Raw genomic sequence first — 25806 nt, forward strand, 5'->3', positions numbered from 1 at the left:
GCGGGCCCGGCACTCGTGCCGTCCGCCGCTCGGGCCCGTCCACGGTCCCGGGGTCCACGACCCCGGGACCATACGGCTCAGGCCGGACGGACCGCGCCGTGGAAGGGCATGTGGTCGATCGACTCGTACCGCACCCGGGCCCCCGGCTTGGGCGCGTGGATCATCTGGCCACCGCCGACGTAGATGCCCACATGACTGATGTCGTCGTAGAAGAAGACCAGGTCACCGGGGTGCAACCGCGACTTGGCGACCCTGGTGCCCACCTCCGCCTGGTCGTAGGTGGTGCGGGGCAGGGAGACGCCCGCCTCGCGCCAGGCGGCCCGGGTGAGGCCGGAGCAGTCATAGGAGTTCGGGCCGCCGGCGCCCCAGACGTACGGCTTGCCGAGCTGCGCCTCGGCGAAGGCGACGACCTTCTCCGCCTTCGCGGCGTACGAGCCGTCCACTGCCGCCCCGTCGGTTCCGGTGTCGGCGCCCGTGCCGGTGGCCGTCCCGGTGTCCGTGCCCGTCCCGGCGTCCGGTGATCCGGCCTCCTCCCGCTGCCGCCGTTCGGCCTCGGCCCGCTGCCTCTCGCGTTCGGCAGCGGCGGCGGCGGCCTTGCGGCGGGCCTCCTCCTCGCGCTCGCGTTCCCGCTTCTCCAGCCGCGCCTTCTCCTCGGCGGTCAGCTTCGCCAGCAGCTTCCGCGCCTGGGCCAGTTTGTCCTGGACGGTCTTCTTGTCGGCGGCCAACCTCCGCTGCGACGCGGTGAGCTCGGCCAGTTCGGCGCCGGCCTCCGCCCGTTCCCGCCCCGCCTCGCGCTGTTCCCTCCGGTAGTCCTCGACGGCCCGCAGTTGGTGGTCGGTCAACCGGCCCATCAGGTGCTTGTGCCCGAAGAAGCTCTGCGGGTCGGGGGAGAGCAGCAACACCGCGGTCTCGGAGACCGCTCCGGCGCGGTACTGCGCGGCGGCGTAGGAGCCCAGTGTGCGCCGCGCGTCGTTGAGCTTGTCCGCGCGTTCGGCGATCCGGTCCAGCAGCCCGTCCACCTTCTTGCGTTGCCTGTCCGTCCGCTCCTTGGCCGCGTTGTACCTCTGGGTGGCGCTGCCCGCCTCGCGGTACAGCGCGTCGACCCGCTTCCCGACCTCCTCGACCGAGGGTCTGTCCGACGGTCCGCCGTCCCCGGGCGAGGCATGGGCGGGGCTCTGGGAGAGCTGGGAGAACAGGGTGACGGAGGCGAGGGCCACCGTGGTGATCCCGATCCCCCTGCGTCGGGCGGGGGACAGCGGCAGGGGAGCGCGCGGCCTGCGATGCGATGCCAAGGGAGGTGCTCCTTCCGTGCGCACCGCCCACCGGACCGGCTGACGGGTTCGGGCGTCGGAAGGTCGCCTCGCGGGACGAGGCCCGAACCACCCCGGTGGCGGGTGGGACTCCGGCTCCGGCGCGGGGCCGGGCTCGGCGGTGACGGCCCGTGCCGACGCTGTCGCCGGCGAGTGGGGCGGGCCGCCCGACGCTGGACGGTAGGCCACTGCCGGGGCTCCTGTGAAGACCGGTGGTCGTTATGTCCCGAAACCGATTCGTTATCGGTCCGTTGTCGGATGGTTCGGGGACGTCGCGCCAGGCGCCGCACCGGGGGGAACGGAGACGAGGGACAGACGGGGGCAGACGGGGGCGGAGGGGGCAGACGGGGGACAGCCGAGGGACGGGGTCAGTCGCGGGAGCGGCGGCCGGGCCACCGGAAGGGGTGGCGCACCACGACCGTCCCGGCCGTGGAACTGCCGGTGATCCGCAGCACCGGCATGCCGGGCGCGGGCGGGGCGGAGGCCCGGTTCCGCACGGAGCCGAGCCCGACGCTCAGGTCGTGGGTGCGGGCCGACCAGCCCTCCGGCACGATGACCCTGATCTCGCCGATCCCCGCGTTGACCTCCAGCAACACCTCGCGGTGCCGGCACTCCGCCTGTGTGAAGTCGATCCTGATGTGGCCCATGCCGCTCTTGGCGACGATCCGCCGCGGCACCACCCAGTGGCCGTCCTGCCGGATGTCCCCGGCGACCGTCTTGAGGACGAGCGTCTCCTCCGCCTCCGCCGGCGGAGCCGGCGCCTGGGAATCGGGCAGGTCCGCGGTCAGGACCGCCAGTTCGCCGTAGGTCCTGGCGGAGAGGGCCTTCTCGACCCGCTCCTCCAGTTCCTCCAGATCGAGGCGGCCGTCGCCGGCCGCCTCGCGCAGCCGCTCGACCACCGCGTCGCGGTCGGCGTGGCCGGCGCGCAGTTCGGAGCCGGGACGGGGACGGGGAGCGGGGGCGTCGGTCATGCCGGTCATCCTATGAGCGGGACGCCACTCGGTGGACCGGGCGGCCTAGACTCGTACGACGATGAGCAGCCTCTTCGACGACAGTTTCCTGGCCGACCTCGAACCCTCCGGGGACGAGGAGCCGCCGCCTCCGCCGGACGACGAGTCCGTGCTCCCGGAAGAAGACGTTCCGGACGATCTCTTCGCGGGCGCCTTCGCCGGCGGCGGGACGCGCGACGCCCACTACCGGGACGGCGCGGCCCGGCCCGTCGTCGACCCCGCGACGCTGCTGGAGGGGCTGAACGAACAGCAGCGCGCGGCCGTGGTGCACACCGGCTCGCCCCTGCTGATCGTCGCGGGCGCCGGATCGGGCAAGACCCGGGTGCTCACCCACCGCATCGCCCACCTGCTGGGCGCGCGCGGCGTACACCCCGGGCAGATCCTCGCGATCACCTTCACCAACAAGGCCGCGGGCGAGATGAAGGAGCGCGTGGCGGAGCTGGTCGGCCCCCGCGCGCAGTCGATGTGGGTCTCGACCTTCCACAGCGCGTGCGTGCGCATCCTGCGCCGGGAGAGCAAGAAGCTCGGCTTCACCTCCAGCTTCTCGATCTACGACGCCGCCGACTCCCGCCGGCTGATGGCGCTCGTCTGCCGCGACCTGGAACTGGACCCCAAGCGCTTCCCGCCCAAGTCGTTCAGCGCCAAGGTCTCGAACCTGAAGAACGAGCTGATCGACGAGGAGGACTTCGCGGCCCAGGCCACCGACGGCTTCGAGAAGACCCTCGCCGAGGCGTACACGATGTACCAGGCGCGGCTGCGCGAGGCCAACGCCCTGGACTTCGACGACCTCATCATGACGACGGTGCACCTGTTCCAGGCGTTCCCGGACGTCGCCGAGCACTACCGCCGCCGCTTCCGCCACGTCCTGGTCGACGAGTACCAGGACACCAACCACGCGCAGTACACCCTGATCAGGGAGCTGGTCGGGGTGGACGGCAGCGACGGGGGCGCGGCCGGTGACGGACGCGCCGAGCTGTGCGTGGTGGGCGACGCCGACCAGTCGATCTACGCGTTCCGCGGCGCCACCATCCGCAACATCCTCCAGTTCGAGGAGGACTACCCGGACGCCACCACCGTCCTGCTGGAGCAGAACTACCGCTCCACGCAGACCATCCTCTCCGCCGCCAACGCCGTCATCGAGCGGAACGAGAACCGCCGCCCGAAGAACCTGTGGACCGAGGCCGGCGCCGGCGACCCCATCACCGGATACGTCGCCGACACCGAGCACGACGAGGCGCAGTTCGTCGCCGAGGAGATCGACCGGCTGACGGACGAGGGGACGGCCAAGGCGGGCGACGTCGCCGTCTTCTACCGCACCAACGCGCAGTCCCGCGTCTTCGAGGAGGTCTTCATCCGCGTCGGGCTGCCGTACCGGGTCGTGGGCGGCGTGCGCTTCTACGAGCGCAAGGAGGTCCGCGACGTCCTGGCGTACCTGCGGGTGCTGGCCAACCCCGAGGACTCCGTGCCGCTGCGCCGCATCCTCAACGTGCCCAAGCGCGGCATCGGCGAGCGGGCCGAGGCGATGATCGAGGCGCTGGCCCTGCGTGAGAAGATCACCTTCCCGCAGGCGCTGCGCCGCGTCGACGAGGCGTACGGCATGGCGGCCCGCTCGGTGAACGCCGTCAAGCGCTTCAACGCGCTGATGGAGGACCTGCGGACGGTCGTGGAGTCCGGGGCCGGACCGGCCACCGTCCTGGAGGCCGTCCTGGAACGCACCGGCTACCTGGCCGAGTTGCAGGCGTCCAGCGACCCGCAGGACGAGACCCGCGTGGAGAACCTCCAGGAACTCGCCGCCGTGGCGCTGGAGTTCGAGCAGGAGCGCGGGGACGACCCGGGCACGCTCGCCGAGTTCCTGGAGCAGGTCGCCCTCGTCGCCGACTCCGACCAGATCCCCGACGAGGACCCCGAGGGCACGGGCGTCGTCACGCTGATGACGCTGCACACGGCCAAGGGCCTGGAGTTCCCGGTCGTCTTCCTGACCGGCATGGAGGACGGCGTCTTCCCGCATCTGCGGACCCTCGGCAACGCCAAGGAGTTGGAGGAGGAGCGGCGGCTGGCGTACGTCGGCATCACCCGGGCGCGCGAGCGGCTCTACCTCACGCGGGCGTCGATGCGCAGCGCCTGGGGCCAGCCCTCCTACAACCCGCCCTCCCGTTTCCTGGAGGAGATCCCGGAGCAGTACCTGCGGTGGCGGCGCACGGGAGGGACGGCCGGTGTCGGGGCGTCGGCCTCGTCGCGGGCGCTGTCGTCGGTCTCGGCGGTCTCCTCGGCGCTGTCGTCGTCCACGGCGGCGGCGGCACGGCGCGGCGGGCCGAGCGGATTCGCCACCCGCCGTGCGAAGGACCGTCCCGCGGTGTCGCTGGAGGTGGGGGACCGGGTCACGCACGACACCTTCGGGCTCGGCAGGGTCCTGGCCGTGAAGGGCAGCGGGGACAACGCCGAGGCGACGATCGACTTCGGCGACGAGAGGCCGAAGCGGCTGCTGCTGCGGTACGCGCCGGTGGACAAACTCTGATCCGGTGAACGGGCCCCGATCCGATGCCCGATCCGGTGGCCGGCCTCCGAGTGGCCTCGGGGGAGAGCCGGGACGGGGGTCCGGGCCCGTGCCCGGCCTCCGGGGCTCCCCCCGGATCGGTCAGGTCGGGTCCAGGCCCTTGGAGCGGAGCCAGGCCAGCGGATCGATGGGGGCCCCGCCGCCCGGCCGCACCTCGAAGTGCAGGTGCGGTCCGGTGGACTTGCCGGAGTTGCCGGCGTAGGCGATGACGTCGCCCGCCTTGACGGAGCCCGTGCGGATCCGGGTGCTGCTCAGGTGGCAGTACCAGGTCTCCGTGCCGTCGGGCGCGGTCACGATGGCCATGTTGCCGTAGGCGCTGTGCCACTGGGTCCGGACCGTTCCGTCGGTCGCGGCCATGACCGGGGTGCCGTAGCCGACGGGGAAGTCGATGCCCGTGTGGAGGGACACCCAGTTGATGCCGGCCTGACCGTAGTAGGCGCTGAGGCCGGGTTGGGACACCGGCAGCGCGAACTTGGGGCGCATCGCCTCCCTGCGCGCCGCCTCGGCCTGCTTGCGCTTGCGCTCGGCCTCCTGGCGCTCCTTGAGGTCGATGCGCTCCTGGGTGCGGCTGGCGCGGTCGGCGAAGCCCTCGGCCTCGCTGGAGAGGCCCGCGAGTTGGGTGTCGAGCTTGCGGTTGGCCGCGGTGGCCTTGATGGCGGAGGTGTCGGGGGCGGCCTGCGCGGTGGTCTCGCCCTCGTCGCCGACACCGCTGACGGAGGCGGCGGCCACGGCCGTGACACCCATGACGCAGACGGACGGCACGGCGACGGTGAGCAGCGCGGAGCGCTTGGGCCGGGCGGAGCGGCGGCGGCGCGATCCTCCGGGGCGGGCGGACGGCCCGGACCGCGTGGATCGATCGGGCGTCTCCGGTTCCTCGACTCCCTCGAGGGGGTGGTGGTCCTCCGGCTCCTCGGCGTGTTCCGAGGAGGGCTCGGTGTCGGCGGGGTCGGCGGTATCGGTGGTGTCGACGGTGTCGGGGCCGCCGTCGGGCCCGTCGGCGGGATCGGCGGGGTCCGGGGAGTACGCGCCGGTGTAGGCGTCGGCGTACGTGTCGGAGGGGGAGGCGGATTCGGGGTGGCCGAGGTGTTCGGCCTGGGTATCGGGCTCCGCCGCGGGGTAGGAACCGGAGTCGTCCCAGGCGGCGTACGCGCCGTAGACGGGGTTCTGCCCGGTGTCCGCGGTCCACTGGTCGCCCGGATAGGCGGCGGTGCCGTGGCCGGTGTCCGGGCCGCCGTGGTCGCTCTCCTCCGGGGAGCCGGCGGACTGGGCCGGGACGTGGGCCCAGGCGGCGGCGTAGCCGTCGTGGGCGGGGAGCTGTCCGGTGTCGCCCTCCCAGAACCCGTCCGGGGAGACCTCGGTCGCGGCCGGGGAGACGGTGCTCATCGTCGACGTGTCGCCCGGCAGCGGGCCGAAGAGGGGGTCGGCGGTTCCGTAGGGGGCGAAGGTGCCGGTGACGTACCCGTACGAGGTGTCCTGCTGCCCGTGGGGGTCGTACGAGGGCTGCTCGTAGGGAGAGCCGTAGGGACCGTACGAGGAGTTGGCAGTGGAATCGGCGGGGGTCGAGTCTCCCGACAGGTGACGGTCGTTCACCACCAACTTCTCTTTCGCCTAGGCGACAGGGGCGGAGCAGTGCGGCGACTGTACCCGGCGGTACGCGACGGCGACAATCTTCGGTGGGTTTCGGACAACCGAGAAACGGGCATTCGGTCGTCTTTCGGAGGACTACGGACCGGTACTCGGCCCGATGTTCGAAGCGCGTTCGACCGTGGGGCCGTGGGTGGGGCGCTCCGCGCCGGGCCCCGCCGAGGCGCCACCGGCGCCGTCCCCGTCGCCCTCTCGTCCTGCCGCCCTGTCGGCGTCCCGTCTTTCGTCTGTCCGGCGCCGTCCCTCAGGAGGCTCCGGCGGCTCCTCCGTCCGGCCGTGTCGGGCGCGTACCGGCGGTCAGTTCGGCCCGTATGGCCGCGGCCACCTCCCAGTGCGCGGGGAGCGCGAGGTGTCCCAGGCCGCGGACCCGGATGTTGCAGGCGTCGAGGTCGGGGTGGTCGATCCGGGCGGTCTCGGCCGGGTCCATGAGCTGGTCCAGATCGCTCCAGAACGCCACGAAGCGGGTGCGGCAGCGCGGCGCGGGAGCGGCCAGTTCCCGGAGCACCTCGGACCCCGGACGGAGTTGACGCACGATCGGGTGCGCCGACATCAGGGGTGCCACGCGGGTGCCGGAATGCGGGGTTCCGAGGGTCACCAGGGTGCGGACGCGGGTGTCGCCGCCCATGCGCTGGACGTAGTAGCGGGCGATCAGACCGCCCATGCTGTGCCCGACGATGTCGATGCGGCGTCGGCCGGTGGCCTTGCGGATCTCGTCGACGCACTCCGCCAGCCGCTCGGCGGCACGGCGGATGTCGCAGGTCAGCGGGGAGTAGTTGAGGGCGTGGACGTCCCGCCAGCCGTTGCGCGTCAGAGAGCGGCGCAGCAGCGTGAACACCGAGCGGTTGTCGATGAAGCCGTGCAGCAACAGCACGGGCGGGCGTTCCCGCCCGTCCTCGCCGCCCCCGTCCGACGGTCGCCGGCAGTTCGTCCCCTCCCGCTCCCGTGTCACGGAGGTGGGCGGGTACCGCTCCTGTGAGATGCCGACGGGGTAGAGGAGGGTGCGTCCGGCCAGGAACGCGGCCTCCAGGGCGGCGGCCCGCAGCCCACGCGGTGTCAAGGGAATCAGGGACAGCGGGAGGACGCCGGGAAGGAAACCGAAGACGCCGGAGACAAGGCCGGATACGAAGGGTGGCATCCTCGTTACCCTCATGACCGACGACCTCCCCTCGCGGTGCACCACGGGCACATCACTGCGTGTGCCCCCATGGGCGGCGGTGATGCGGACCGCGCTCCGATCGCTCCGGCGACGGCGGGCGACCGGGGGAGACGGGACGGACCGGGGTACGCCGCGCCACCGCGCCGCCCGGCAGGCGGCGCCGCGGCACGGTGTCCCGCCGCGGTTCCCCGACCGATCGGGAGGTACGCCGTGTCGCGTCGCGATGCCTGGACGTGACGCTCGACGGAACGGGCCCGACGGGAGGCGGACACGGGCACGCGTGGATGAACCATGTGTGATTTCCCCCTCCCTCCGTGTCGCGAAACTGCCGGGCGCGGGATGCTGGCGATAACGTGCGTTCACCGACAGCCGCTCGCTGGGAAGGCCAGACGGGCGGATTGGATCGCAGGTGTTGTGGGAGGCAGTGATGGGTGTGTCGGGTCCGATCCGCGTAGTGATCGCCAAGCCGGGCCTCGACGGCCACGACCGCGGTGCGAAAGTGATCGCGCGGGCGCTGCGCGACGCCGGTATGGAGGTCATCTACACCGGCCTCCACCAGACGCCCGAGCAGATCGTGGACACCGCGATCCAGGAGGACGCCGACGCGATCGGCCTGTCCATCCTCTCCGGCGCGCACAACACGCTCTTCGCCAAGGTGCTGGAGCTGCTGCGCGAGCGTGACGCGGAGGACATCAAGGTCTTCGGCGGCGGCATCATCCCCGACGACGACATCCCCGCGCTCAAGGAGCAGGGCGTCGCCGCGATCTTCACCCCGGGGGCCCCCACCGGCGACGTGGTCGAGTGGGTGCGCTCGCACATCGGCTCGGGCTCGGTGGCGGCCTGAGGCACCGGGATCACCGCCCCGGCGCCGGGCCGCCCCGCGCCGGGTCCAGCTCCGCGAGCATCGTGGCGCGGAGGTGGAGCGTGGCCACCAGCCGCTGGAACGCCTCCGCCCAGTAGCCGCCGGCCCCCGGCGACCCGCCCTCCGGCTCGTCGGGCACGGCGGCCAGCGGGGCGAGGCGGTCGGCCTGGGCCGGGTCCAGACAGCGTTCGGCCAGGCCCATCACCCCGCTGAAGCTCCACGGGTAGCTGCCCGCGTCCCGTGCGATCTCCAGCGCGTCCACCACCGCGCGCCCCAGAGGCTCGGCCCAGGGGACCGCGCACACCCCCAGTACCCGGAACGCCTCGGACAGCCCGTGGGCCGCGATGAACTCCGCCGCCCACTCCGCCCGTTCCTCCGGGGGCAGCACGGTCAACAGCCGCGCCGGATCGCCGGGGACCGCCGTCACCGGGGCGGACGGCTTGCCCAGCAGGGCCCGCGCCCACGCCGTGTTCCGCTGGCGCACCGCCGCCTGCGCCCAGGCGGCGTGCACCTCCGACGCCCAGTCGTCGGCGACCGGAAGGGCCACGATCTGGGCGGGTGTGCGGCTGCCCAGGTGTTCCGACCAGCCGTCGAGCGGTGCGGCCTCCACCACCTGGGCCAGCCACCACGACCGCTCGCCGCGACCGGTGGGGGGCTTGGGCGACACACCGTCGCGCTGCATGCCCGCGTCGCACTCGTACGGCGCCTCGACCGCCAGCCGGACGGACCGGCTGGTGCGATCCAGGGCGACGCAGGCCCGGGCCCGGACCGCCATCCGCGCGGCCAGCGCGGAGCCGGGCAGCGCCGACAGCAGTTCGGCGGCGGTGGCCCGGACGGTGCGGCTGCGGTCGGTCAGCGCCTGTTCGAGGAACGCCTCGTCGTCCGGGGACAGGCCCTCGCGCAGCGAGTCGAGGAACATCAGCCGGTCCTCCGCCCGCTCCGCGGACCAGGTGCTCGCCAGCAGTTCGCGGGCCGCCGCGGGGTCGCGGCGCCGCAGCGACACCAACAGCGCGGACCGCTCGGCGAACAGGCCCTCCTCCCACAGCCGCCGGGCGGCGGCCTCGTCGGGCCCGGCCGTGTCGGCCGCCGCCGCGCCCGACGCGGGCTCCACACCGCGCCCCGTCCCGCCGCGCAGCGCGAACTTCCAGTCCGGGTTGAGCCGGGCCAGCCACAGGGCTCGGGGCCCGCCCAGGGTCAGGGCGCCCGCGCGCAGGTCGGTGCGGGCGCGGGCCGCGTCCAACAGGGCGGGCAGCGACTCGGCCGGGGCACGGTAGCCGTGGGCGTTGGCGGCGGTCAGCCACTGGGGGAGCAACTCGGCGAGGTCGGGCGCGGCGCCCCGGCGTCCCCCTCCGGCGCCGGGGCGGTCGGTGAGCAGCAGCGCCAGCCGACGGGCGGCGGCCGGCGGCAACGGTGGACGCGAATCCTCGGGAGCGGGCTCGGGCCGCGGCGCCGCGGCGGCGGGACGCAGCCCGGCCCGCCGCCGCACCGTCTCCACCGCGGCGGCGTCCAGCAGCGCCGCGACCGACCCGCCGGGCGGGGTGCGTCGCTCGGCGCCCAACAGCGCGGCGCCCACCAGCTCGTTCCAGTTCACGCGGCACCTCCTCCGACGTCCGCAACGGTGAGCGGTATCGCCCTCTTCGACCAGACCGTGTACGGGGTGAAACCCCGGGGCCCGCACTCCCCGAACACCGTGACCGGCCCGCCGCCCGACACGGCGGCGAGCCGCCACATTCGGGAGCGCGTCGCCTCCGTCACGGCCACCGGCAGCGCCGAGTCGCCCTCGGCGTCCGCCAGTTGCCAGCCCTCGCCGACCGGCACGGGCACCACGTCGGCCAGGATCACCGGCCAGCCCTCCAACCAGGGATCGCCGCACAGGGCGGCCCCGTACGCGGCCAGCGCGTCGTGGACGCCCACCCCCGGCGGCACACCGCCCGGCTCCGGCGCCGCGTGACGCTCCCCGAGGACGGCGCGCAGCGCCCGCGCGCCCGGGTGGTAGGCGAGATCGGCGTCCACCGAGGAGCCGATCGGCAGCGTCAACTCCGGAGCGCGTCCGGCCGCCCCGAAGGAGAGCAGCAGCGCCGGCCGCCCGGTGCGCAGCCCGTACAGCCAGACGCGGCGCGTCGTCAGCCTTCCGTCCTCGCCGTCGTGTTGCCCCAGCACCAGCCAGTCGTCGCGCACCACCGCGTCGCGGTCGGCGAGGACCTCGGCGCTCTCCACGGTGAGCCCCACCCGGGACCGCACGGTCGCGGCCAGCGGCTCCGGCAGTCCGTCGATGCCCAGGAACCCTCGGCCGAGCAGGTGCAGCAAGGCGCACTCCTCCACCATCCGGGACGGCCATCCGGCGCCGGAACCGGGGATCGACCCCAACTCCCGCACCCGCGCGGCCAGCCCCGGCGCCTGGGCGTCCACCATGCGCTTGGCCGTCTCCTCCCAGACGGCGTACCCCGACTGCTCGACGCCCGCCAACCCGCCGCGCAGCAGATCCTCCAGACGCCGCTCCAACTCGGTGGCGCCCGCCGCGATCCGCGCGGCCCGCTGCTCGGCCCGGCGGCGCGCGGCCCTCGGGTCGGCGGGGGCCGCCGCCCGCTCCCCGTCGCGGGCGGCGGCTGCCTTGCGGAGTTCCCTCCCCTCCCGCTCGCGGCGCCCGTCCAGCCAGGACTCGGCCCACTCCGGAACGGACCCCGGTGCGTCCGGCACCGCCTCGGCGCCCTCCGACCAGAGCAGGAGGAGCCCCAACGCGTGCTTGCAGGGGAACTTCCGACTGGGGCAGCTACACCGGTACCCCGGAGCGCTGCCGCCCGCGACGTCCACCACCGTCCGGTACGGCCTGCTTCCGCTGCCCTTGCACTGCCCCCAGACCGCGCCCCGTCCCGCCCCGGTATCGGACCAGGGGCCGGGCGCGGCCAGTTTCGCCCCGGCCTTCCGGGATGCCGCGTCAGGCGCCAGCGCCAGCACCTGCTCCGCAGACCAGCGGGATTCCCCCGTGCTCATGTGCCCTTCGCTCTCCCCACACGGACGCGTGGCTGTCGTCGCCGTTGCTCTCACAGACCGGAATCGGAAGATCGCTCTCTGTGCGATGCAGCATGTGAAAGACCGTATGAGCCACCACTGACAATCTTGTTCGCACCGCTGTGACCTGCGGAGACGTCGATCCGGGCCGGAATGTCAGTGGTGACGTGCAAGGTGATGGGCGAACCGGAACCAGCCGCCTGCGAGGGGGAGAACGTGACCGCCACCACCAGCGCACCGGCCGCTCTGCGGCCCCACGCCGAGGACGCCTTCGCCGAGGAGTTGAAAGCCCTCGAAGCCGTGGACGACCGGCCGCGCCCGGAGCGGTGGAGGCTGTCGCCCTGGGCCGTCGCCACCTACCTGCTCGGCGGCACCCTGCCGGACGGCACGGTCGTCAGCCCCAAGTACGTCGGCCCGCGCCGGATCGTCGAGGTGGCCGTCACCACGCTGGCCACCGACCGGGCCCTGCTGCTCCTGGGGGTGCCCGGCACCGCCAAGACGTGGGTCTCCGAACACCTGGCGGCGGCCGTCAGCGGCGACTCCACCCTGCTGGTGCAGGGCACGGCCGGAACGGCCGAGGAGGCCGTCCGCTACGGCTGGAACTACGCGCAGCTTCTGGCCAAGGGCCCCAGTCGCGAGGCTTTGGTGCCCAGCCCCGTCATGCGGGCCATGGCCGACGGCATGATCGCCCGGGTCGAGGAGCTGACCCGCATCCCGGCCGACGTGCAGGACACCCTGATCACCATCCTGTCGGAGAAGACGCTGCCGATCCCGGAGCTGGGCGAGGAGGTCCAGGCGGTCCGCGGCTTCAACCTGATCGCCACGGCCAACGACCGTGACAAGGGCGTCAACGAACTCTCCAGCGCCCTGCGCCGCCGCTTCAACACGGTGGTGCTGCCGCTGCCCGAGACGCCCGAGGCCGAGGTGGACATCGTGGCGCGGCGCGTGGAGCAGATCGGCCGCTCGCTGGACCTGCCGGCCGTCCCCGACGGCATCGACGAGATCCGCCGCGTCGTCACGGTCTTCCGCGAGCTGCGGGACGGGGTCACCACCGACGGCCGCACCAAGCTCAAGTCGCCCTCGGGCACCCTGTCGACGGCCGAGGCCATCTCGGTGGTCACCGGAGGGCTGGCCCTGGCCGCCCACTTCGGCGACGGGGTGCTGCGCGCGAGCGACGTGGCCGCGGGCATCCTCGGCGCCGTCGTCCGCGACCCGGCCGCCGACCGCGTGATCTGGCAGGAGTACCTGGAGGCGGTCGTCCGCGAGCGCGAGGGCTGGAAGGACTTCTACCGCGCCTGCCGCGAGGTGAGCGCATGACGACCGTGCCCGGCGCGGGTCCGCTGCTGATGGGCGTGCGCCACCACGGCCCCGGATCGGCGCGGGCGGTGTTGGCGGCGCTGACGGCCCGCGAACCGAAGGTGCTGCTGGTGGAGGGCCCGCCGGAGGCCGACGCGGTGGTGGAGGCGGCCGCGCACGAGGAGATGCGCCCGCCGGTCGCGCTGCTGGCCCACGTGGTGGACGAGCCGGGCCGGGCGGCGTTCTGGCCGCTGGCGGAGTTCTCCCCCGAATGGGTCGCCATCCGCTGGGCGCTGGCCCGTGGGGTGCCGGTGCGGTTCTTCGACCTGCCCGCCGCCCACTCGCTGATGTCGGAAGGTTCCGAGGAGAGCGCCGGCGAGGAGGAGCCGGAGGCCGAGGGGGTGCGCCTCGACCCGCTGCGGGTGCTCGCCGAGGCGGCCGGGCACGACGATCCCGAGCGCTGGTGGGAGGACGTCGTGGAGCACCGCGGCGGGCTCTCCGCCGACCCCTGCGCGCCCTTCGCCGTCCTCGCCGACGCCATGGCCGCCCTGCGCGAGACGCGCGGCGGCCCCCTCGGCGACCCGGGCCACCGGCGCGACGCGGTGCGCGAGGCCCACATGCGGCTGCGGCTGCGGGAGGCGCGGAAGGAGTTCGGCGACGACGCCGTCGCCGTCGTCTGCGGCGCCTGGCACGTGCCCGCGCTCACCGCCCGGACGACCGTCACCGCCGATCGGCGACTCCTCAAGGGGCTGCCCAAGGCGAAGACGGAGATCACCTGGGTGCCGTGGACCCACGAGCGGCTGGCCCGACACAGCGGCTACGGCGCCGGCATCACCTCCCCCGGCTGGTACGGGCACCTGTTCTCCTCGCCCGACCGGCCCGTGGAGCGGTGGATGACGAAGGTCGCCCGGCTGCTGCGCGAAGAGGACATCGCCGTGTCGTCGGCGCACGTCATCGAGGCGGTCCGGCTGGCGGACACCCTCGCCGCCCTGCGCGGACGACCGCTGCCCGGACTGGGCGAGACGGTCGACGCGGTGCGGGCCGTGATGTGCGAGGGATCGGACGTGCCGCTCGCCCTCGTCCACGACCGGCTGATCGTGGGCGACGCCCTGGGCGAGGTGCCCCGGGAGGTGCCGGCCGTGCCCCTCCAGCGCGATCTGGCCCGCACCCAGAGGTCGCTGCGCCTGAAACCCGAGGCGCGCGAGCGGGAATTGGACCTCGACCTGCGCGGGGAGAACGACACCGCCCGCAGCAGACTGCTGCACCGGCTGCGGCTGCTCGGCGTCGACTGGGGCGAACCGGCGCGCGGTCGCACGGGCACCACCGGCACCTTCCGGGAGACCTGGCGGCTGTGCTGGCGACCGGAGCTGTCGGTGCGGGTCGCCGAGGCCGGGGTGTGGGGCACCACCGTGGTCGGGGCGGCCACCGCCAAGGCCGAGGCGCTGGCCCGCGATGCCGAGGCGCTGGCCGAGGTCACCGAGCTGGCCGAGCGCTGCCTGCTCGCCGGGCTCGGCGACGCCCTGCCCGTGGTGATGCGCGCCCTGGCCGACCGCGCCGCCCTCGACGCCGACGTCGGCCACCTCGCCCAGGCCCTGCCCGCGCTGGTGCGCTCCGTCCGCTACGGAGACGTACGCGGCACGGACGCCGCCGCGCTGCGCGAGGTCGCCGAAGGGCTCGCCGAGCGGGTGTGCGTCGGGCTGCCGCCCGCCTGTGCGGGGCTCGACGCCGACGGCGCGGCCGAGATGCGCGGCCATGTGGACGCCGCGCACCGGGCGATCGTCCTGCTGGAGCGGGACGAGCTGCTCGCCCGCTGGCGGGCGGTGCTGCGCACCCTCGCCGAGCGCGACCGCGTCCCCGGAGTGGTCCGGGGCCGCTGCGCCCGGCTGCTGCTGGACGACGGGCGGCTCGAGGACGACGAGGCGGCCCGGCTGATGGGGCTCGCCCTCTCGCCGGGCACCGAACCTGGGGACGCGGCGGCCTGGATCGAGGGATTCCTGGCGGGCGGCGGCATGCTCCTCGCCCACGACGAACGGCTGCTGGGCCTGGTGGACACCTGGCTGACGGGGATACCGGGGGAGTCGTTCACGGACGTCCTGCCGCTGCTGCGCCGGACGTTCGCCGCGTACGAGCCGGGGGTGCGGCGCACGGTCGGCGAGCTGGTCCGGCGCGGCCCGACGGGGTCGGGCGGGCCGGGCGCGGCGGAGTGGGAGGCGGTGCCCGGCTTCGGGACGGGGCTCGACGGGGAGCGGGCCGACGCCGTCCTGCCGACCCTGCGGCTGCTGCTGGGGACGCGCCCGGCGGGCTCGGCTGCCCCGGCTGCTCCGGAGGACCGGAAGAACCAGAAGGACCGGAAGGACACGACGGAACCGGCCGGAACGGCACGGAAGGCGGTGACCGCACGATGAGCGACCCGACCACGATCGAGGACGCGCGGGCCGAGGCGGACGAGCGGCTGCGACGCTGGCGGCTGGTCCTCGGCGGCGGGGAGGCCGACGGCACGGGCTGTGAACCGACCGGACGGGACGCGGCCATGGACCGCACCCTGGCCGCCCTCTACGGGGGTGGGGGCGGCGGGGGCGACGGCCGGAACGCGCGCTCGGGCCGGCGGTCCGCCGGACTGGGCGCGTCCGCGCCGAGCGTGGCGCGCTGGCTGGGCGACATCCGCACCTACTTCCCCACCTCCGTCGTCCAGGTCATGCAGAAGGACGCCATCGACCGGCTGGGCCTGTCGGCGCTGCTGCTGGAGCCGGAGATGCTGGAGGCGGTGGAGCCGGACGTCCACCTGGTCGGGACGCTGCTCTCACTCAACAGGGTGATGCCCGAGACCAGCCGGGAGACGGCCCGCGCGGTCGTCCGCAAAGTGGTGGAGGAGCTGGAGCGCAGGCTTGCGACCAGGACACGGTCGACCCTGACGGGCGCCCTGGACCGGTCCGCGAGGGTCCACCGCCCCCGCCACCGGGACATCGACTGGAACCGCACCATTCGGGCCAACCTGAAGAACTACCTGCCCGAGTACCGGACGGTCGTGCCCGAGCGGCTCATCGGCTACGGCCGGGCATCCCAGGCGGTGAAGAAGGACGTCGTCCTCTGCATCGACCAGTCCGGCTCCATGGCCGCCTCGGTGGTCTACGCCTCCGTCTTCGGCGCCGTGCTGGCCTCGATGCGGTCGATCTCCACCCGGCTGGTCGTCTTCGACACCTCCGTCGTCGACCTCACCGACCAGCTCGACGATCCGGTGGACGTGCTGTTCGGCACCCAGCTCGGGGGCGGCACCGACATCAACCGGGCGCTCGCCTACTGCCAGTCGAGGATCACCCGGCCCGCCGAGACCGTCGTCGTCCTCATCAGCGACCTCTACGAGGGCGGCATACGCGACGAGATGCTCAAGCGGGTCGCCGCGATGAAGAGTGCCGGGGTGCAGTTCGTCGCGCTGCTGGCCCTCTCCGACGAGGGCGCCCCCGCCTACGACCGCGAGCACGCCGCGGCCCTCGCCGCGCTGGGCGCGCCCGCCTTCGCCTGCACCCCCGACCACTTCCCGGAGGTGATGGCCGCCGCGATCGAGAAGCGGCCCCTGCCCGTCCCCGCGGAGTGACCGTTCGGCGACCGATGCGGACCGATGCGGACCGATGTGGACCGAGTGAACGGCCGGCGCGGCCATGGGCCTCGGCGCCATCCGCCGCGTGCCGCCCGGAGCCGGCCCGACGGCTCTCCGGGCGGCCTCTGCCACGAGTGCCGCGAATACCACGAGCCGGCCCGCAGGCGGCTTCGGTGATCCCGGTGACCGAGGTCACCGTGCGTCCCGGACAACCATGACGATCAACCGAATTCCCACCTCACACGGGTTCGGCCCCCCGCGGCGAGGGGCCGCCCGTCTGTGACCGTTGTCACCGCTCAGGTGTGAGCCGGAATTTAGGCAGGGCACATTTACGGGGCTAACCTGCAAGGCGGACATGCCGCGCGCCCCCGCAGACGCCGCGGCCACGCGGCACGCCCACACGCTCACAACGAACCGCGACACCACTAGTAGGGACGGACGCGCGTGGACCTGTTCGAGTACCAGGCGAGGGACCTCTTCGCCAAGCATGATGTGCCGGTTCTGGCCGGCGAAGTCATCGACGTGCCCGAAGCGGCGCGTGAGGTGACCGAGCGACTCGGCGGTCGCGCGGTCGTCAAGGCCCAGGTCAAGACCGGCGGCCGTGGCAAGGCCGGCGGTGTGAAGCTGGCCTCCGACCCGGAGGACGCGGTCGAGAAGGCCCGGCAGATCCTGGGCATGGACATCAAGGGCCACACCGTCCACAAGGTGATGCTGGCCCAGACCGCGGACATCGCGGAGGAGTACTACGTCTCCTTCCTGCTGGACCGCGCCAACCGCACCTTCCTCGCCATGGCCTCCGTCGAGGGCGGCATGGACATCGAGGAGGTCGCGGCCACCAAGCCCGAGGCCCTGGCCAAGATCCCGGTGGACGCCTCCGAGGGTCTGACCGACGCCAAGGCCCGCGAGATCGTCGAGGCCGCGAAGTTCCCGGCCGAGGTCGCCGACCAGGTGACCGACGTCCTGAAGAAGCTGTGGACGGTCTTCGTCAAGGAGGACGCCCTCCTTGTCGAGGTGAACCCGCTGGTCAAGACCTCCTCCGGCGACATCGTCGCGCTGGACGGCAAGGTGTCCCTGGACGCCAACGCCGAGTTCCGCCAGCCCGACCACGCCGCCCTGGAGGACAAGGCCGCGGCCAACCCGCTGGAGGCCGCCGCCAAGGCCAAGGGCCTGAACTACGTCAAGCTCGACGGTCAGGTCGGCATCATCGGCAACGGCGCGGGCCTCGTCATGAGCACCCTGGACGTCGTGGCCTACGCCGGTGAGAACCACGGCGGCGTCAAGCCCGCCAACTTCCTCGACATCGGCGGCGGCGCCTCCGCCGAGGTCATGGCCAACGGCCTGGAGATCATCCTCGGCGACCCGGACGTGAAGTCCGTCTTCGTCAACGTCTTTGGTGGCATCACCGCCTGCGACGCCGTCGCCAACGGCATCGTCCAGGCCCTGGAGCTGCTCAAGTCCAAGGGCGAGGACGTCAACAAGCCGCTGGTGGTCCGTCTCGACGGCAACAACGCGGAGCTGGGTCGCAAGATCCTGAACGACGCCGACCACCCGCTGGTGCAGCAGGTGGACACCATGGACGGCGCTGCCGAGCGCGCCGCCGAGCTGGCCGCGAAGTAACGAAGGACGAGGACACCGACACACCATGGCTATCTTCCTCACCAAGGAAAGCAAGGTCATCGTCCAGGGGATGACCGGCTCCGAGGGCCAGAAGCACACCCGGCGCATGCTGGCCTCCGGCACCAACGTCGTCGGCGGCGTGAACCCGCGCAAGGCGGGCACGACCGTGGATTTCGAAGGCACCGAGGTACCCGTCTTCGGCACGGTCAAGGAGGCCATCGAGGCCACCGGCGCCGACGTCACCGTCGTCTTCGTCCCGGAGAAGTTCACCAAGAGCGCGGTCGTCGAGGCCATCGACGCCGAGATCCCGCTCGCCGTGGTGATCACCGAGGGCATCGCCGTCCACGACACCGCCGAGTTCTGGGCGTACGCGTGCGCCAAGGGCAACAAGACCCGCATCATCGGCCCGAACTGCCCCGGCCTGATCACCCCCGGCCAGTCCAACGCGGGCATCATCCCGGCCGACATCACCAAGCCGGGCCGCATCGGCCTGGTCTCGAAGTCCGGCACGCTGACGTACCAGATGATGTACGAGCTGCGTGACATCGGCTTCTCCACCTGTGTCGGCATCGGCGGCGACCCGATCATCGGCACCACCCACATCGACGCCCTCAAGGCGTTCGAGGAGGACCCCGACACCGACCTGATCGTGATGATCGGCGAGATCGGCGGCGACGCCGAGGAGCGTGCGGCCGAGTTCATCAAGGCCAACGTCACCAAGCCGGTCGTCGGCTACGTCGCGGGCTTCACCGCCCCGGAGGGCAAGACCATGGGCCACGCCGGCGCCATCGTCTCCGGCTCCTCCGGCACCGCCCAGGCGAAGAAGGAGGCCCTGGAGGCCGCGGGCGTGAAGGTCGGCAAGACCCCGTCCGAGACCGCCCGCCTGGCACGCGAGGTGCTCGCCGGCTGACGGCTTCTCCCGCCGTGTGACGTGGGCCCGCGCCTGTCGGGGCGCGGGCCCGCGGCCGTCTCCGGTGCCCGGCCTCCGGTGTTCGGCCGCCGTCAGCCGTCAATCCCCGGTCGGCCGGCGTCGGTTGTCAGTCGTCCGCCCCCGCGTCCACGGCCTCCCGGCCCGGGGAGTGGACGGAGACGGTCGGCGTCCCCTCCCGCGGCGCGTGTCCCTCGGGGCCCGTGACCGCCGCGGCCACCGTCGCCGCCGCCACCAGCGCGGTCAGCCCGAGCGCCGCGCCCGTACGGCGCCGGGCCAGGTGCTCGCCGCCGTCGCGCACCGTGCGGGCGGGCGGGGCCTCGGGCACGGGACGGGCGGCCACCAGACCCTCCAGCAGCGAGCGGATCATCTCCCGCCGGGGCTTCGGCGCGACGCGGCTCAGCTCGGGCACGTACTCGGCCAGAGCCTCGCGCGCGTGCATCAGCCGTCCGGCCGTGGCCGGGGTGCTCGCCTCGCTCTCGGCGGCCGTCTCCGGCAGGCCGAGTCCGAGCCCGTCGTGCAGGAGCAGCGTCCGGCGGTAGGAGGGCGGCAGGCTCAGCAGCGCCTCCAACAGTTCCCGGTCGTCGTCCCGCGCGCCCTCGGACGGCGGGCCGTGCTCCGGTGCGCCCCCGCCCTCGGGCATACGGCGGCGGGGGAGGAAGCGGTGCCAGGGCGCGAGCGCGTGATCGTGCGCCGCCGCCCGCACCCAGCCGCCCGGATCGCGGTCCACGGCGACCTCGGGCCACCGTTCCCATGCCCGTCGGAAGGCGTGCGTCACGGACCGCTCGGCGGCCCGCCAGTCGCCGGTGAGCAGGAACGTCTGTCGCAGCAGCGGTGTCACGTGCCGCTCGTACAGCAGGTCGAAGGCCCCGGCCGGGGTGCTCGCCGCCGTGGGCTCGGACGTGGGCGTGGGCTCGGGCGTGGGTTCGGAAGCGGACACGGGCTTGGGCGTGGGCTCGGGCTTGGCATCGGGCACGGCTACAGAGGCCGGTCCGCGGCCGGGAGCAGGGAGGGAAACCGTCTCGGTCACGCCGCCCGCCTTCCATGGATCGCTCTGGACGTCTGTGCGAACTCGGTACGGATGCCCAGTGTGAAAAAGTCCATAACGTATTGTGTGCGACACATCGATCATTTCCCCGCTACCGCCGTGAGCCGGGCGTTGTTGGCACCATGACGGCGTGCATCCCGCGACCCGCCACGGTGTGACGCCGCCCTCCCCTCCCGCACAGCCCCCGCCGCTCCTCGTCCCGGTCCGCCGTTCCCCTGTCTCCTCTCGGGAGCGCCTGCTCGACGGCGTGACGGCCGCCGGGCTGGGCCTGGCGGGGATCACGGTCGTCGTCCTGCTGCTGTGGACCACCTCGCCCTACCCCGACAGCGGGCCCGGCGGAGCCCTTCACATCGCCGCCGACCTGTGGCTGATGGCACACGGTGCCCCGCTGGTCCGCGTCGAAACCCTCAGCGGTGTCCCCGCGCCCGTCGGCCTGACCCCGCTGCTGCTGTGCGTCCTGCCGCTGTGGCTGCTGTACCGCACGGCCCGCGGCGCGGTCCGCGACGGGACGGACGGCGACCGGCCGTGGCGGCCCGCCTGGTGGATCGGCGCCGGATACCTGCTGGTCGCGGCGGCCGTCACCGGTTACGCCGGCTCCGGACCGATCCGGGTCGATCCGCTGGGGGCCGCGCTGCGCCTGCCTCTCGTGGTGGTCGCGACGGTCGTGGCCGGCGGCTGGACGGGACTCGGCCGGCCCGTCGTCCTGTCCGGCCGGGTGCGGCGTGCGCGGGCCCGCACACCGGCGGCCGTCCGGGCGGTGCTCACCCGGACCGGGACGTCGGCCGCGCTGCGCGGCGCCGCCGCGTCGACCGCCACCTTGTGCGCCGGGGGCGCGCTGCTGACGGCGGGCGCCCTGCTCTGGCACGTCGCCACCGGACAGCGGGCGGCCTTCCCGCCCCTCGCTCCGAGCTGGTCCGGGTACGCGGCGACCCTGCTGCTCTCCCTGGCGCTGGTGCCGAACGCCGCCGTCTGGGGCGCCGCCTGGTGCCTCGGCCCCGGCTTCACGCTCGGCGGGGACAGCGCGGTGACGCCGATGGCCGTGACCGACCTGCCGCGCCTGCCGGACTTCCCCCTGCTGGCCGCGCTCCCGGTGGAAGGACAGGGCACCCCCCTGACCTGGACCCTGGCGGGCTCCGTGCCGCTGGCGGCCGGGCTGGTCGCGGCGCGGTACGTGGCGGGCGCGGCCGTGCCGGAGCGGGGGGAGCCGGGACGGTGCGCGCTGGGCCGATGGCAGACCGCGGGCGCGGCCTGGCTGGCGGCCTGCGGCTGCGGGGCGGCCATGGCGGTGCTGGCCGGCTGGGCGGGCGGGCCGCTGGGCACCGGGGCGCTGGCCCACCTCGGCCCGGCCTGGTGGTGGACCGGGGCCGCCGCGCTGGCCTGGACCGCCGCCCTGGGGGTGCCGGGCTCCCTCGTCCTACGGGCCTGGCGGTTGCGGACGCCCCGCCGGTGACGGCGCCGGCCGTGACGCCCCGCGCGGAGCGTCACGGTCGGGACGGGCGCGTCACTCGGAGTCGGGCTCGCCGAAGATCGGGCGCAGCTCCTCGGGGAGGTGCCGCTCGCACGCGTCGCGCGAGGAGTTGGTGAGGGCGTCCTCCACACAGACGAAGTAGTCGCGGTAGACGATCTGCACCGAGAACTGCGCCCCGATGACCGCCAACGCGACGAGGCCGGTGATCAGCCCGCTCACCGCCGCGGTCGTGGGCGGACGGTACCCGCGCCCGTCGGCCGGGGGCGGCGCGGCATCGGCGCCGGGCACGGCCGGACGCTCCGTGCCCGCCACGTCCTCGGCCGTGGCCCGCGCGCCGTCCGACCGCTCGCCCGACTTGGCGCGCAGCGTGCCGATGGCCCAGTAGACGGCCAGGGCGCCCAGCGGGGTCGCGACCCAGGGGAAGCCGAAGAGTGCGAAGAAGAAGGCCCACATGCCCGCGAGCAGGGCGTACCGTGCCCGCCGCTGGACGGGGTCGGTCGGGTCCCAGCGCATGCCGTTCGGGCCGCCGCCCCGGGCGCCGGGCCCCTCGGGGCGGTCGTTCCCGCCGAATCCGCCGCTGTCGCGGCGCGGCTGGCGGCTGCTCCACCGGCCGCCCCACTCGGGGGAGGGGTTCTCCGGGCGGTCCCGGTCGCCGTCGCGCCCCTCGCCGGAGGCGGCGGAGTTGGAACCGCCCGGGAGACGGGGACGCCACGGCCGTTCCGGACGGTCCTCGGGCGGCGGAGCGAAGGGGTTGTCGTCCGCGGAGTCGCGGGAGTTTCGGGCCTCTCGTGCGACCGGGCCGAAGGCGGCTCCGGGAGAGGCGTCGGAGGAGGACCACCGCCGCCGGATCAGGACCGAGGCAGTGCCGGTGGGGATGCCGGTGGGGATGCCGCCGGTGGGGGTGCCGGTCGAGGATGCGAGGGCCGCGCGGCGGCGTCGGTCCGTCATGTGGTCTGTGTCTTCCCCTTGAGGTGTCGTCCCGGCGCGGTGCGGACGCCCCGGCTCCGCCTCCCGCCGTGTCACGGATGCGTAAGCCCAGACGCTACCGGGCGGTCGTCGCCCCCGTCCCGAGGGGGGCGTCCGGTGTGCCGGTATCGTTGCTGACGGTCGGCCGCTTCGTAGGGTTCCCCGGAAACCGCCGCCCCATGAACTCGTACGACCACACAAAGCCGCACCGCCCGCATTCGAGAAAGAGCCTCGTCGTGGCTTCCGCTTCCCACTCGTCCGCCGCTCACTCCCCGGCCCGTGTCGTGGTGCTCGTCTCGGGCTCCGGTACGAACCTCCAGGCCCTGTTGGACGCCGTCGCCGAGTGGGGAGCGGCCGGTTACGGCGCCGAGGTCGTCGCCGTGGGCGCCGACCGCGACGGCATCGCCGGGCTGGAGCGCGCCGAACGCGCCGGGCTGCCGACCTTCGTGTGCCGGGTGCGGGACCACGAGAGCCGGGACGCCTGGGACCGCGCGCTGGCCGAGGCCACCGCCGCCCACGAGCCCGACCTGGTGGTGTCCGCGGGCTTCATGAGGATCGTGGGCAAGGAGTTCCTGGCCCGGTTCGGCGGGCGCTTCGTCAACACCCACCCCGCCCTGCTCCCCAGTTTTCCCGGTGCCCACGGTGTGCGCGACGCGCTCGCGTACGGCGTGCGGGTCACCGGGTGCACCGTCCACTTCGTCGACGACGGCGTCGACACCGGCCCGATCATCGCCCAGGGCGTGGTCGAGGTGCGGGACACGGACGACGAACCCACGCTCCACGAGCGCATCAAGGACGTCGAGCGACGGCTGCTCGTCGACACCGTGGGACGGCTCGCCCGCCACGGCTACCGCATCGAGGGAAGAAAGGTCATTCTCGGTCATGACTGAAGGCTCTGAGAGCACCGGGCGCCCGGTCCGCCGTGCGCTGGTCAGCGTCTACGACAAGACGGGTCTGGAGGAACTGGCCCGCGGTCTGGACGCGGCGGGCGTGAAGATCGTCTCGACCGGCTCGACGGCGGCGCGGATCGCCGCGGCGGGCGTGGACGTCACCCCGGTGGAGGAGCTGACCGGGTTCCCCGAGTGCCTGGACGGACGGGTGAAGACGCTCCACCCGCGCGTCCACGCGGGCATCCTCGCCGACCTGCGGCTGGAGGACCACCGCCGGCAGCTCGAAGAGCTGGGGGTGGAGCCCTTCGACCTCGTCGTCGTCAACCTCTACCCCTTCCGGGAGACCGTCGCCTCCGGCGCCTCCCCGGACGAGTGCGTGGAGCAGATCGACATCGGCGGCCCCTCGATGGTCCGCGCCGCCGCCAAGAACCACCCGTCGGTGGCCGTCGTCGTCAACCCCGACCGCTACGACGAGGTGCTGAAGGCCGTCGCCTCCGGAGGCTTCGACCTCGCGGCCCGCAAGCGGCTGGCCGCCGAGGCGTTCGCGCACACCGCGGCGTACGACGTGGCCGTCGCCTCCTGGTTCGCGAGCGAGTACGCCCCGGCCGACGACTCCGGCTTCCCCGAGTTCCTGGGCGCCTCCTACGAGCGCCGCGGCGTCCTGCGCTACGGCGAGAACCCGCACCAGCCCGCCGCCCTCTACAGCGACGGCAGCGGCGGCCTCGCGGGCGCCGAGCAGCTCCACGGCAAGGAGATGTCCTACAACAACTACACGGACACCGAGGCCGCGCGCCGAGCCGCCTACGACCACGCCGAGCCCTGCGTGGCGATCATCAAGCACGCCAACCCCTGCGGCATCGCGATCGGCGCGGACGTCGCCGAGGCCCACCGCAAGGCCCACGCCTGCGACCCGCTGTCCGCGTTCGGCGGCGTGATCGCCGTCAACCGTCCGGTGTCGCGGGCGATGGCCGAGCAGGTCGCCGAGATCTTCACCGAGGTCATCGTCGCCCCCGACTACGAGGACGGCGCGGTGGAGGTGCTGTCCCGCAAGAAGAACATCCGCGTGCTGCGCTGCCCCGAGGCGCCGGCCGTGGCCGTGGAGCACAAGCCGATCGACGGCGGCGCGCTGCTCCAGGTCGCCGACCGTCTCCAGGCCGCCGGCGACGACCCGGCGACCTGGACCCTGGCCACGGGCGAGGCGCTGGACGAGGCGGAGCTGGCCCAGCTCGCCTTCGCCTGGCGGACCTGCCGGGCGGTGAAGTCCAACGCGATCCTGCTGGCCAAGGACGGCGCCACGGTCGGCGTCGGCATGGGCCAGGTCAACCGGGTGGACTCCGCGAAGCTGGCCGTCCGGCGCGCCGGCGAGGAGCGGGCGCGCGGCTCGTACGCGGCCTCCGACGCCTTCTTCCCCTTCCCCGACGGCCTGGAGGTCCTGACGGACGCCGGCGTGCGGGCCGTCGTCCAGCCGGGCGGCTCGGTCCGCGACGAGCAGGTGATCGAGGCGGCGAAGGCGGCGGGCGTGACGATGTACCTCACCGGGACGCGGCACTTCTTCCACTGAGCCGCTTCCACCGGGCCGTTTCCAGGCGGCTTCCACCGAGCCGCGCCGAACCCGCCGAAGGCCGCGCTCCACCGGACGATCCGGTGGAGCGCGGCCTTCCGTCGGTGTGCGCCCGGTGTGTGGGGGACGGCTCCGCCGTCCGGCTCAGGCCCGCGCGCGGTCGAACCACGCCGTCGACTCGGCGGAGGACAGCAGCACGATGCAGACGATGCCGAGGGCGATCCACAGCAGTCCGAGCGGGAGCGCGGCGAGGCCGACCAGGATGAGGAAGGCCGACCAGACGACGGCCCCGATCCGCAGGCCGTTGCCGCGCTGTGGGAACTTCACGGCCAGCACGATGCCGATGATCGCGTGGATCAGGAACACGGCGAACATCGTGTAGTAGACGCCGGTGCCGATGCCCAGGTCGCCGTAGACGTCCTCCAACTGGTTCTGCGCCGCGGCGAAGGCGACGATGGCCAGCAGGGAGAAGAGCGCCTGGAGCCCGCCGACGATGAAGAAGATCATCCGAGAGGTGTTGACCTTGCTCGGCATGGCTCCGGGCGGTCCGCCTCCCGGAGCGCCGTACGGGCCGGGCGGCGGGGCCTGCGGATGGCCGTAGGGCTGTCCGTAGGACTGGCCGTAGGCCTGGTCGTGGGGCGGCTGCTGCCCGTAGGGCCCGCCGGGGTGCTGTTGGGGTTGCCCCTGGGACGGCGGGGGCTCGGGCTGCCCGGGGGGCTGGGCGGGAGGCTCGCCGTACGGGTTCTTCCGGTACGGGTCGTCGGGATGGCTGTTCGGATCGGAGCTGCTCATGCGCTTCCTCCGGGCGGTCGTCGCGGTGGGCGCGACGCGAGGGGCCGCGCCGCGGCCCCTCGGTGCCCGCGCCCGAGCGCGGTTCCCGTCTGTGGGCCGC

The 25806-nt window shown here is 73.9% G+C and carries 19 protein-coding genes; 10 read left to right on the forward strand and 9 right to left on the reverse strand.

Features of this window, described 5'->3' with window-relative positions; translation table 11 throughout:
* Positions 1-77 precede the first annotated feature (77 nt).
* Both IF47_RS0102375 and IF47_RS0102385 read right to left on the reverse strand, forming a co-directional pair.
* On the reverse strand, positions 78-1292 hold the full coding sequence (locus IF47_RS0102375) for a C40 family peptidase (protein WP_031506256.1): 1215 nt from the start codon (positions 1290-1292) through the stop codon (positions 78-80).
* 386 nt (positions 1293-1678) lie between these two features.
* Entirely contained in the window at positions 1679-2281 is a 603-nt protein-coding gene (locus IF47_RS0102385) for a DUF1707 SHOCT-like domain-containing protein (protein ID WP_031506257.1), read from the reverse strand.
* A gap of 61 nt (positions 2282-2342) precedes the next feature.
* On the opposite strand from IF47_RS0102385, the gene pcrA reads away from it, so the two are divergent.
* Positions 2343-4835: a DNA helicase PcrA gene (gene pcrA / locus IF47_RS0102390; protein ID WP_031506258.1), complete on the forward strand. Its 2493-nt coding sequence runs from the start codon at positions 2343-2345 to the stop codon at positions 4833-4835.
* A 120-nt stretch (positions 4836-4955) separates the two neighbouring features.
* On the opposite strand, the gene IF47_RS29115 is transcribed toward pcrA, so the two are convergent.
* Positions 4956-6464 (reverse strand): M23 family metallopeptidase, encoded by a 1509-nt coding sequence (locus tag IF47_RS29115; protein ID WP_031506259.1) that lies wholly within the window; start codon positions 6462-6464, stop codon positions 4956-4958.
* A 298-nt stretch (positions 6465-6762) separates the two neighbouring features.
* Positions 6763-7668, reverse strand: a complete 906-nt coding sequence (locus IF47_RS0102400) for an esterase/lipase family protein (RefSeq protein WP_078591496.1) — start codon at positions 7666-7668, stop codon at positions 6763-6765.
* A 433-nt stretch (positions 7669-8101) separates the two neighbouring features.
* Here IF47_RS0102400 and icmB point away from each other — a divergent pair, with 433 nt between their 5' ends.
* The gene (icmB, locus tag IF47_RS0102405) at positions 8102-8518 is read left to right on the forward strand and encodes a coenzyme B12-dependent isobutyryl CoA mutase small subunit (RefSeq protein WP_031506261.1); all 417 of its coding nucleotides are present in this window, start codon (positions 8102-8104) and stop codon (positions 8516-8518) included.
* Between the two features lie 10 nt (positions 8519-8528).
* On the opposite strand, the gene IF47_RS0102410 is transcribed toward icmB, so the two are convergent.
* Positions 8529-10127 (reverse strand): DUF5691 domain-containing protein, encoded by a 1599-nt coding sequence (locus IF47_RS0102410; protein WP_031506262.1) that lies wholly within the window; start codon positions 10125-10127, stop codon positions 8529-8531.
* On the reverse strand, positions 10124-11527 hold the full coding sequence (locus tag IF47_RS0102415; protein WP_031506263.1) for an SWIM zinc finger family protein: 1404 nt from the start codon (positions 11525-11527) through the stop codon (positions 10124-10126). The genes IF47_RS0102410 and IF47_RS0102415 overlap by 4 nt, the downstream gene beginning before the upstream one ends.
* A gap of 195 nt (positions 11528-11722) precedes the next feature.
* On the opposite strand from IF47_RS0102415, the gene IF47_RS0102420 reads away from it, so the two are divergent.
* The 5 genes from IF47_RS0102420 to sucD all read left to right on the forward strand — a co-directional run bounded on the left by IF47_RS0102420 (position 11723) and on the right by sucD (position 18963).
* On the forward strand, positions 11723-12862 hold the full coding sequence (locus tag IF47_RS0102420) for an ATP-binding protein (protein WP_051716912.1): 1140 nt from the start codon (positions 11723-11725) through the stop codon (positions 12860-12862).
* Positions 12859-15246, forward strand: coding sequence for a DUF5682 family protein (locus IF47_RS0102425; protein WP_078591497.1), 2388 nt, complete (start codon positions 12859-12861; stop codon positions 15244-15246). The genes IF47_RS0102420 and IF47_RS0102425 overlap by 4 nt, the downstream gene beginning before the upstream one ends.
* Complete coding sequence (locus IF47_RS0102430; protein WP_031506266.1) at positions 15243-16433, forward strand: VWA domain-containing protein; 1191 nt, start codon at positions 15243-15245, stop codon at positions 16431-16433. Before IF47_RS0102425 ends, IF47_RS0102430 begins: the two co-directional genes overlap by 4 nt.
* 447 nt (positions 16434-16880) lie before the next feature.
* Positions 16881-18053, forward strand: a complete 1173-nt coding sequence (gene sucC / locus IF47_RS0102435; protein ID WP_031506267.1) for an ADP-forming succinate--CoA ligase subunit beta — start codon at positions 16881-16883, stop codon at positions 18051-18053.
* Between the two features lie 25 nt (positions 18054-18078).
* Positions 18079-18963 carry a succinate--CoA ligase subunit alpha gene (sucD, locus tag IF47_RS0102440; RefSeq protein ID WP_031506268.1) on the forward strand — a complete coding sequence of 295 codons (885 nt, stop codon included), beginning with the start codon at positions 18079-18081 and terminating at the stop codon, positions 18961-18963.
* A gap of 127 nt (positions 18964-19090) precedes the next feature.
* On the opposite strand, the gene IF47_RS0102445 is transcribed toward sucD, so the two are convergent.
* A complete protein-coding gene (locus IF47_RS0102445; RefSeq protein WP_157839910.1) occupies positions 19091-19921 on the reverse strand; it encodes an RNA polymerase sigma factor in 831 nt (276 codons plus the stop codon).
* A 238-nt stretch (positions 19922-20159) separates the two neighbouring features.
* Here IF47_RS0102445 and IF47_RS0102450 point away from each other — a divergent pair, with 238 nt between their 5' ends.
* The gene (locus IF47_RS0102450) at positions 20160-21479 is read left to right on the forward strand and encodes a cell division protein PerM (protein WP_157839911.1); all 1320 of its coding nucleotides are present in this window, start codon (positions 20160-20162) and stop codon (positions 21477-21479) included.
* 51 nt (positions 21480-21530) lie between these two features.
* Here the strand turns inward: IF47_RS0102450 and IF47_RS0102455 are convergent, their stop codons facing one another.
* Positions 21531-22445 (reverse strand): hypothetical protein, encoded by a 915-nt coding sequence (locus tag IF47_RS0102455; protein ID WP_245640965.1) that lies wholly within the window; start codon positions 22443-22445, stop codon positions 21531-21533.
* A 254-nt stretch (positions 22446-22699) separates the two neighbouring features.
* On the opposite strand from IF47_RS0102455, the gene purN reads away from it, so the two are divergent.
* Positions 22700-23353: a phosphoribosylglycinamide formyltransferase gene (purN, locus tag IF47_RS0102460; RefSeq protein WP_051716857.1), complete on the forward strand. Its 654-nt coding sequence runs from the start codon at positions 22700-22702 to the stop codon at positions 23351-23353.
* Positions 23346-24914 carry a bifunctional phosphoribosylaminoimidazolecarboxamide formyltransferase/IMP cyclohydrolase gene (gene purH, locus IF47_RS0102465; protein ID WP_031506273.1) on the forward strand — a complete coding sequence of 523 codons (1569 nt, stop codon included), beginning with the start codon at positions 23346-23348 and terminating at the stop codon, positions 24912-24914. Before purN ends, purH begins: the two co-directional genes overlap by 8 nt.
* 144 nt (positions 24915-25058) lie before the next feature.
* Here the strand turns inward: purH and IF47_RS0102470 are convergent, their stop codons facing one another.
* Entirely contained in the window at positions 25059-25706 is a 648-nt protein-coding gene (locus IF47_RS0102470) for a hypothetical protein (RefSeq protein ID WP_051716860.1), read from the reverse strand.
* Positions 25707-25806: the final 100 nt, after the last annotated feature.

Origin of the sequence: Streptomyces megasporus, assembly GCF_000718985.1 — a bacterium.
Classification (GTDB): domain Bacteria; phylum Actinomycetota; class Actinomycetes; order Streptomycetales; family Streptomycetaceae; genus Streptomyces; species Streptomyces megasporus.

Coding starts and splice junctions, on each gene's coding strand:
- IF47_RS0102385 (WP_031506257.1), bottom strand. CDS start 2,281: ATGACCGACGCCCCCGCTCCCCGTCCCCGTCCCGGCTCCGAACTGCGC.
- pcrA (WP_031506258.1), top strand. CDS start 2,343: ATGAGCAGCCTCTTCGACGACAGTTTCCTGGCCGACCTCGAACCCTCC.
- IF47_RS0102400 (WP_078591496.1), bottom strand. CDS start 7,668: ATGAGGGTAACGAGGATGCCACCCTTCGTATCCGGCCTTGTCTCCGGC.
- icmB (WP_031506261.1), top strand. CDS start 8,102: ATGGGTGTGTCGGGTCCGATCCGCGTAGTGATCGCCAAGCCGGGCCTC.
- IF47_RS0102415 (WP_031506263.1), bottom strand. CDS start 11,527: ATGAGCACGGGGGAATCCCGCTGGTCTGCGGAGCAGGTGCTGGCGCTG.
- IF47_RS0102420 (WP_051716912.1), top strand. CDS start 11,723: ATGGGCGAACCGGAACCAGCCGCCTGCGAGGGGGAGAACGTGACCGCC.
- IF47_RS0102425 (WP_078591497.1), top strand. CDS start 12,859: ATGACGACCGTGCCCGGCGCGGGTCCGCTGCTGATGGGCGTGCGCCAC.
- IF47_RS0102430 (WP_031506266.1), top strand. CDS start 15,243: ATGAGCGACCCGACCACGATCGAGGACGCGCGGGCCGAGGCGGACGAG.
- sucD (WP_031506268.1), top strand. CDS start 18,079: ATGGCTATCTTCCTCACCAAGGAAAGCAAGGTCATCGTCCAGGGGATG.
- IF47_RS0102455 (WP_245640965.1), bottom strand. CDS start 22,445: ATGACGGACCGACGCCGCCGCGCGGCCCTCGCATCCTCGACCGGCACC.
- purH (WP_031506273.1), top strand. CDS start 23,346: ATGACTGAAGGCTCTGAGAGCACCGGGCGCCCGGTCCGCCGTGCGCTG.
- IF47_RS0102470 (WP_051716860.1), bottom strand. CDS start 25,706: ATGAGCAGCTCCGATCCGAACAGCCATCCCGACGACCCGTACCGGAAG.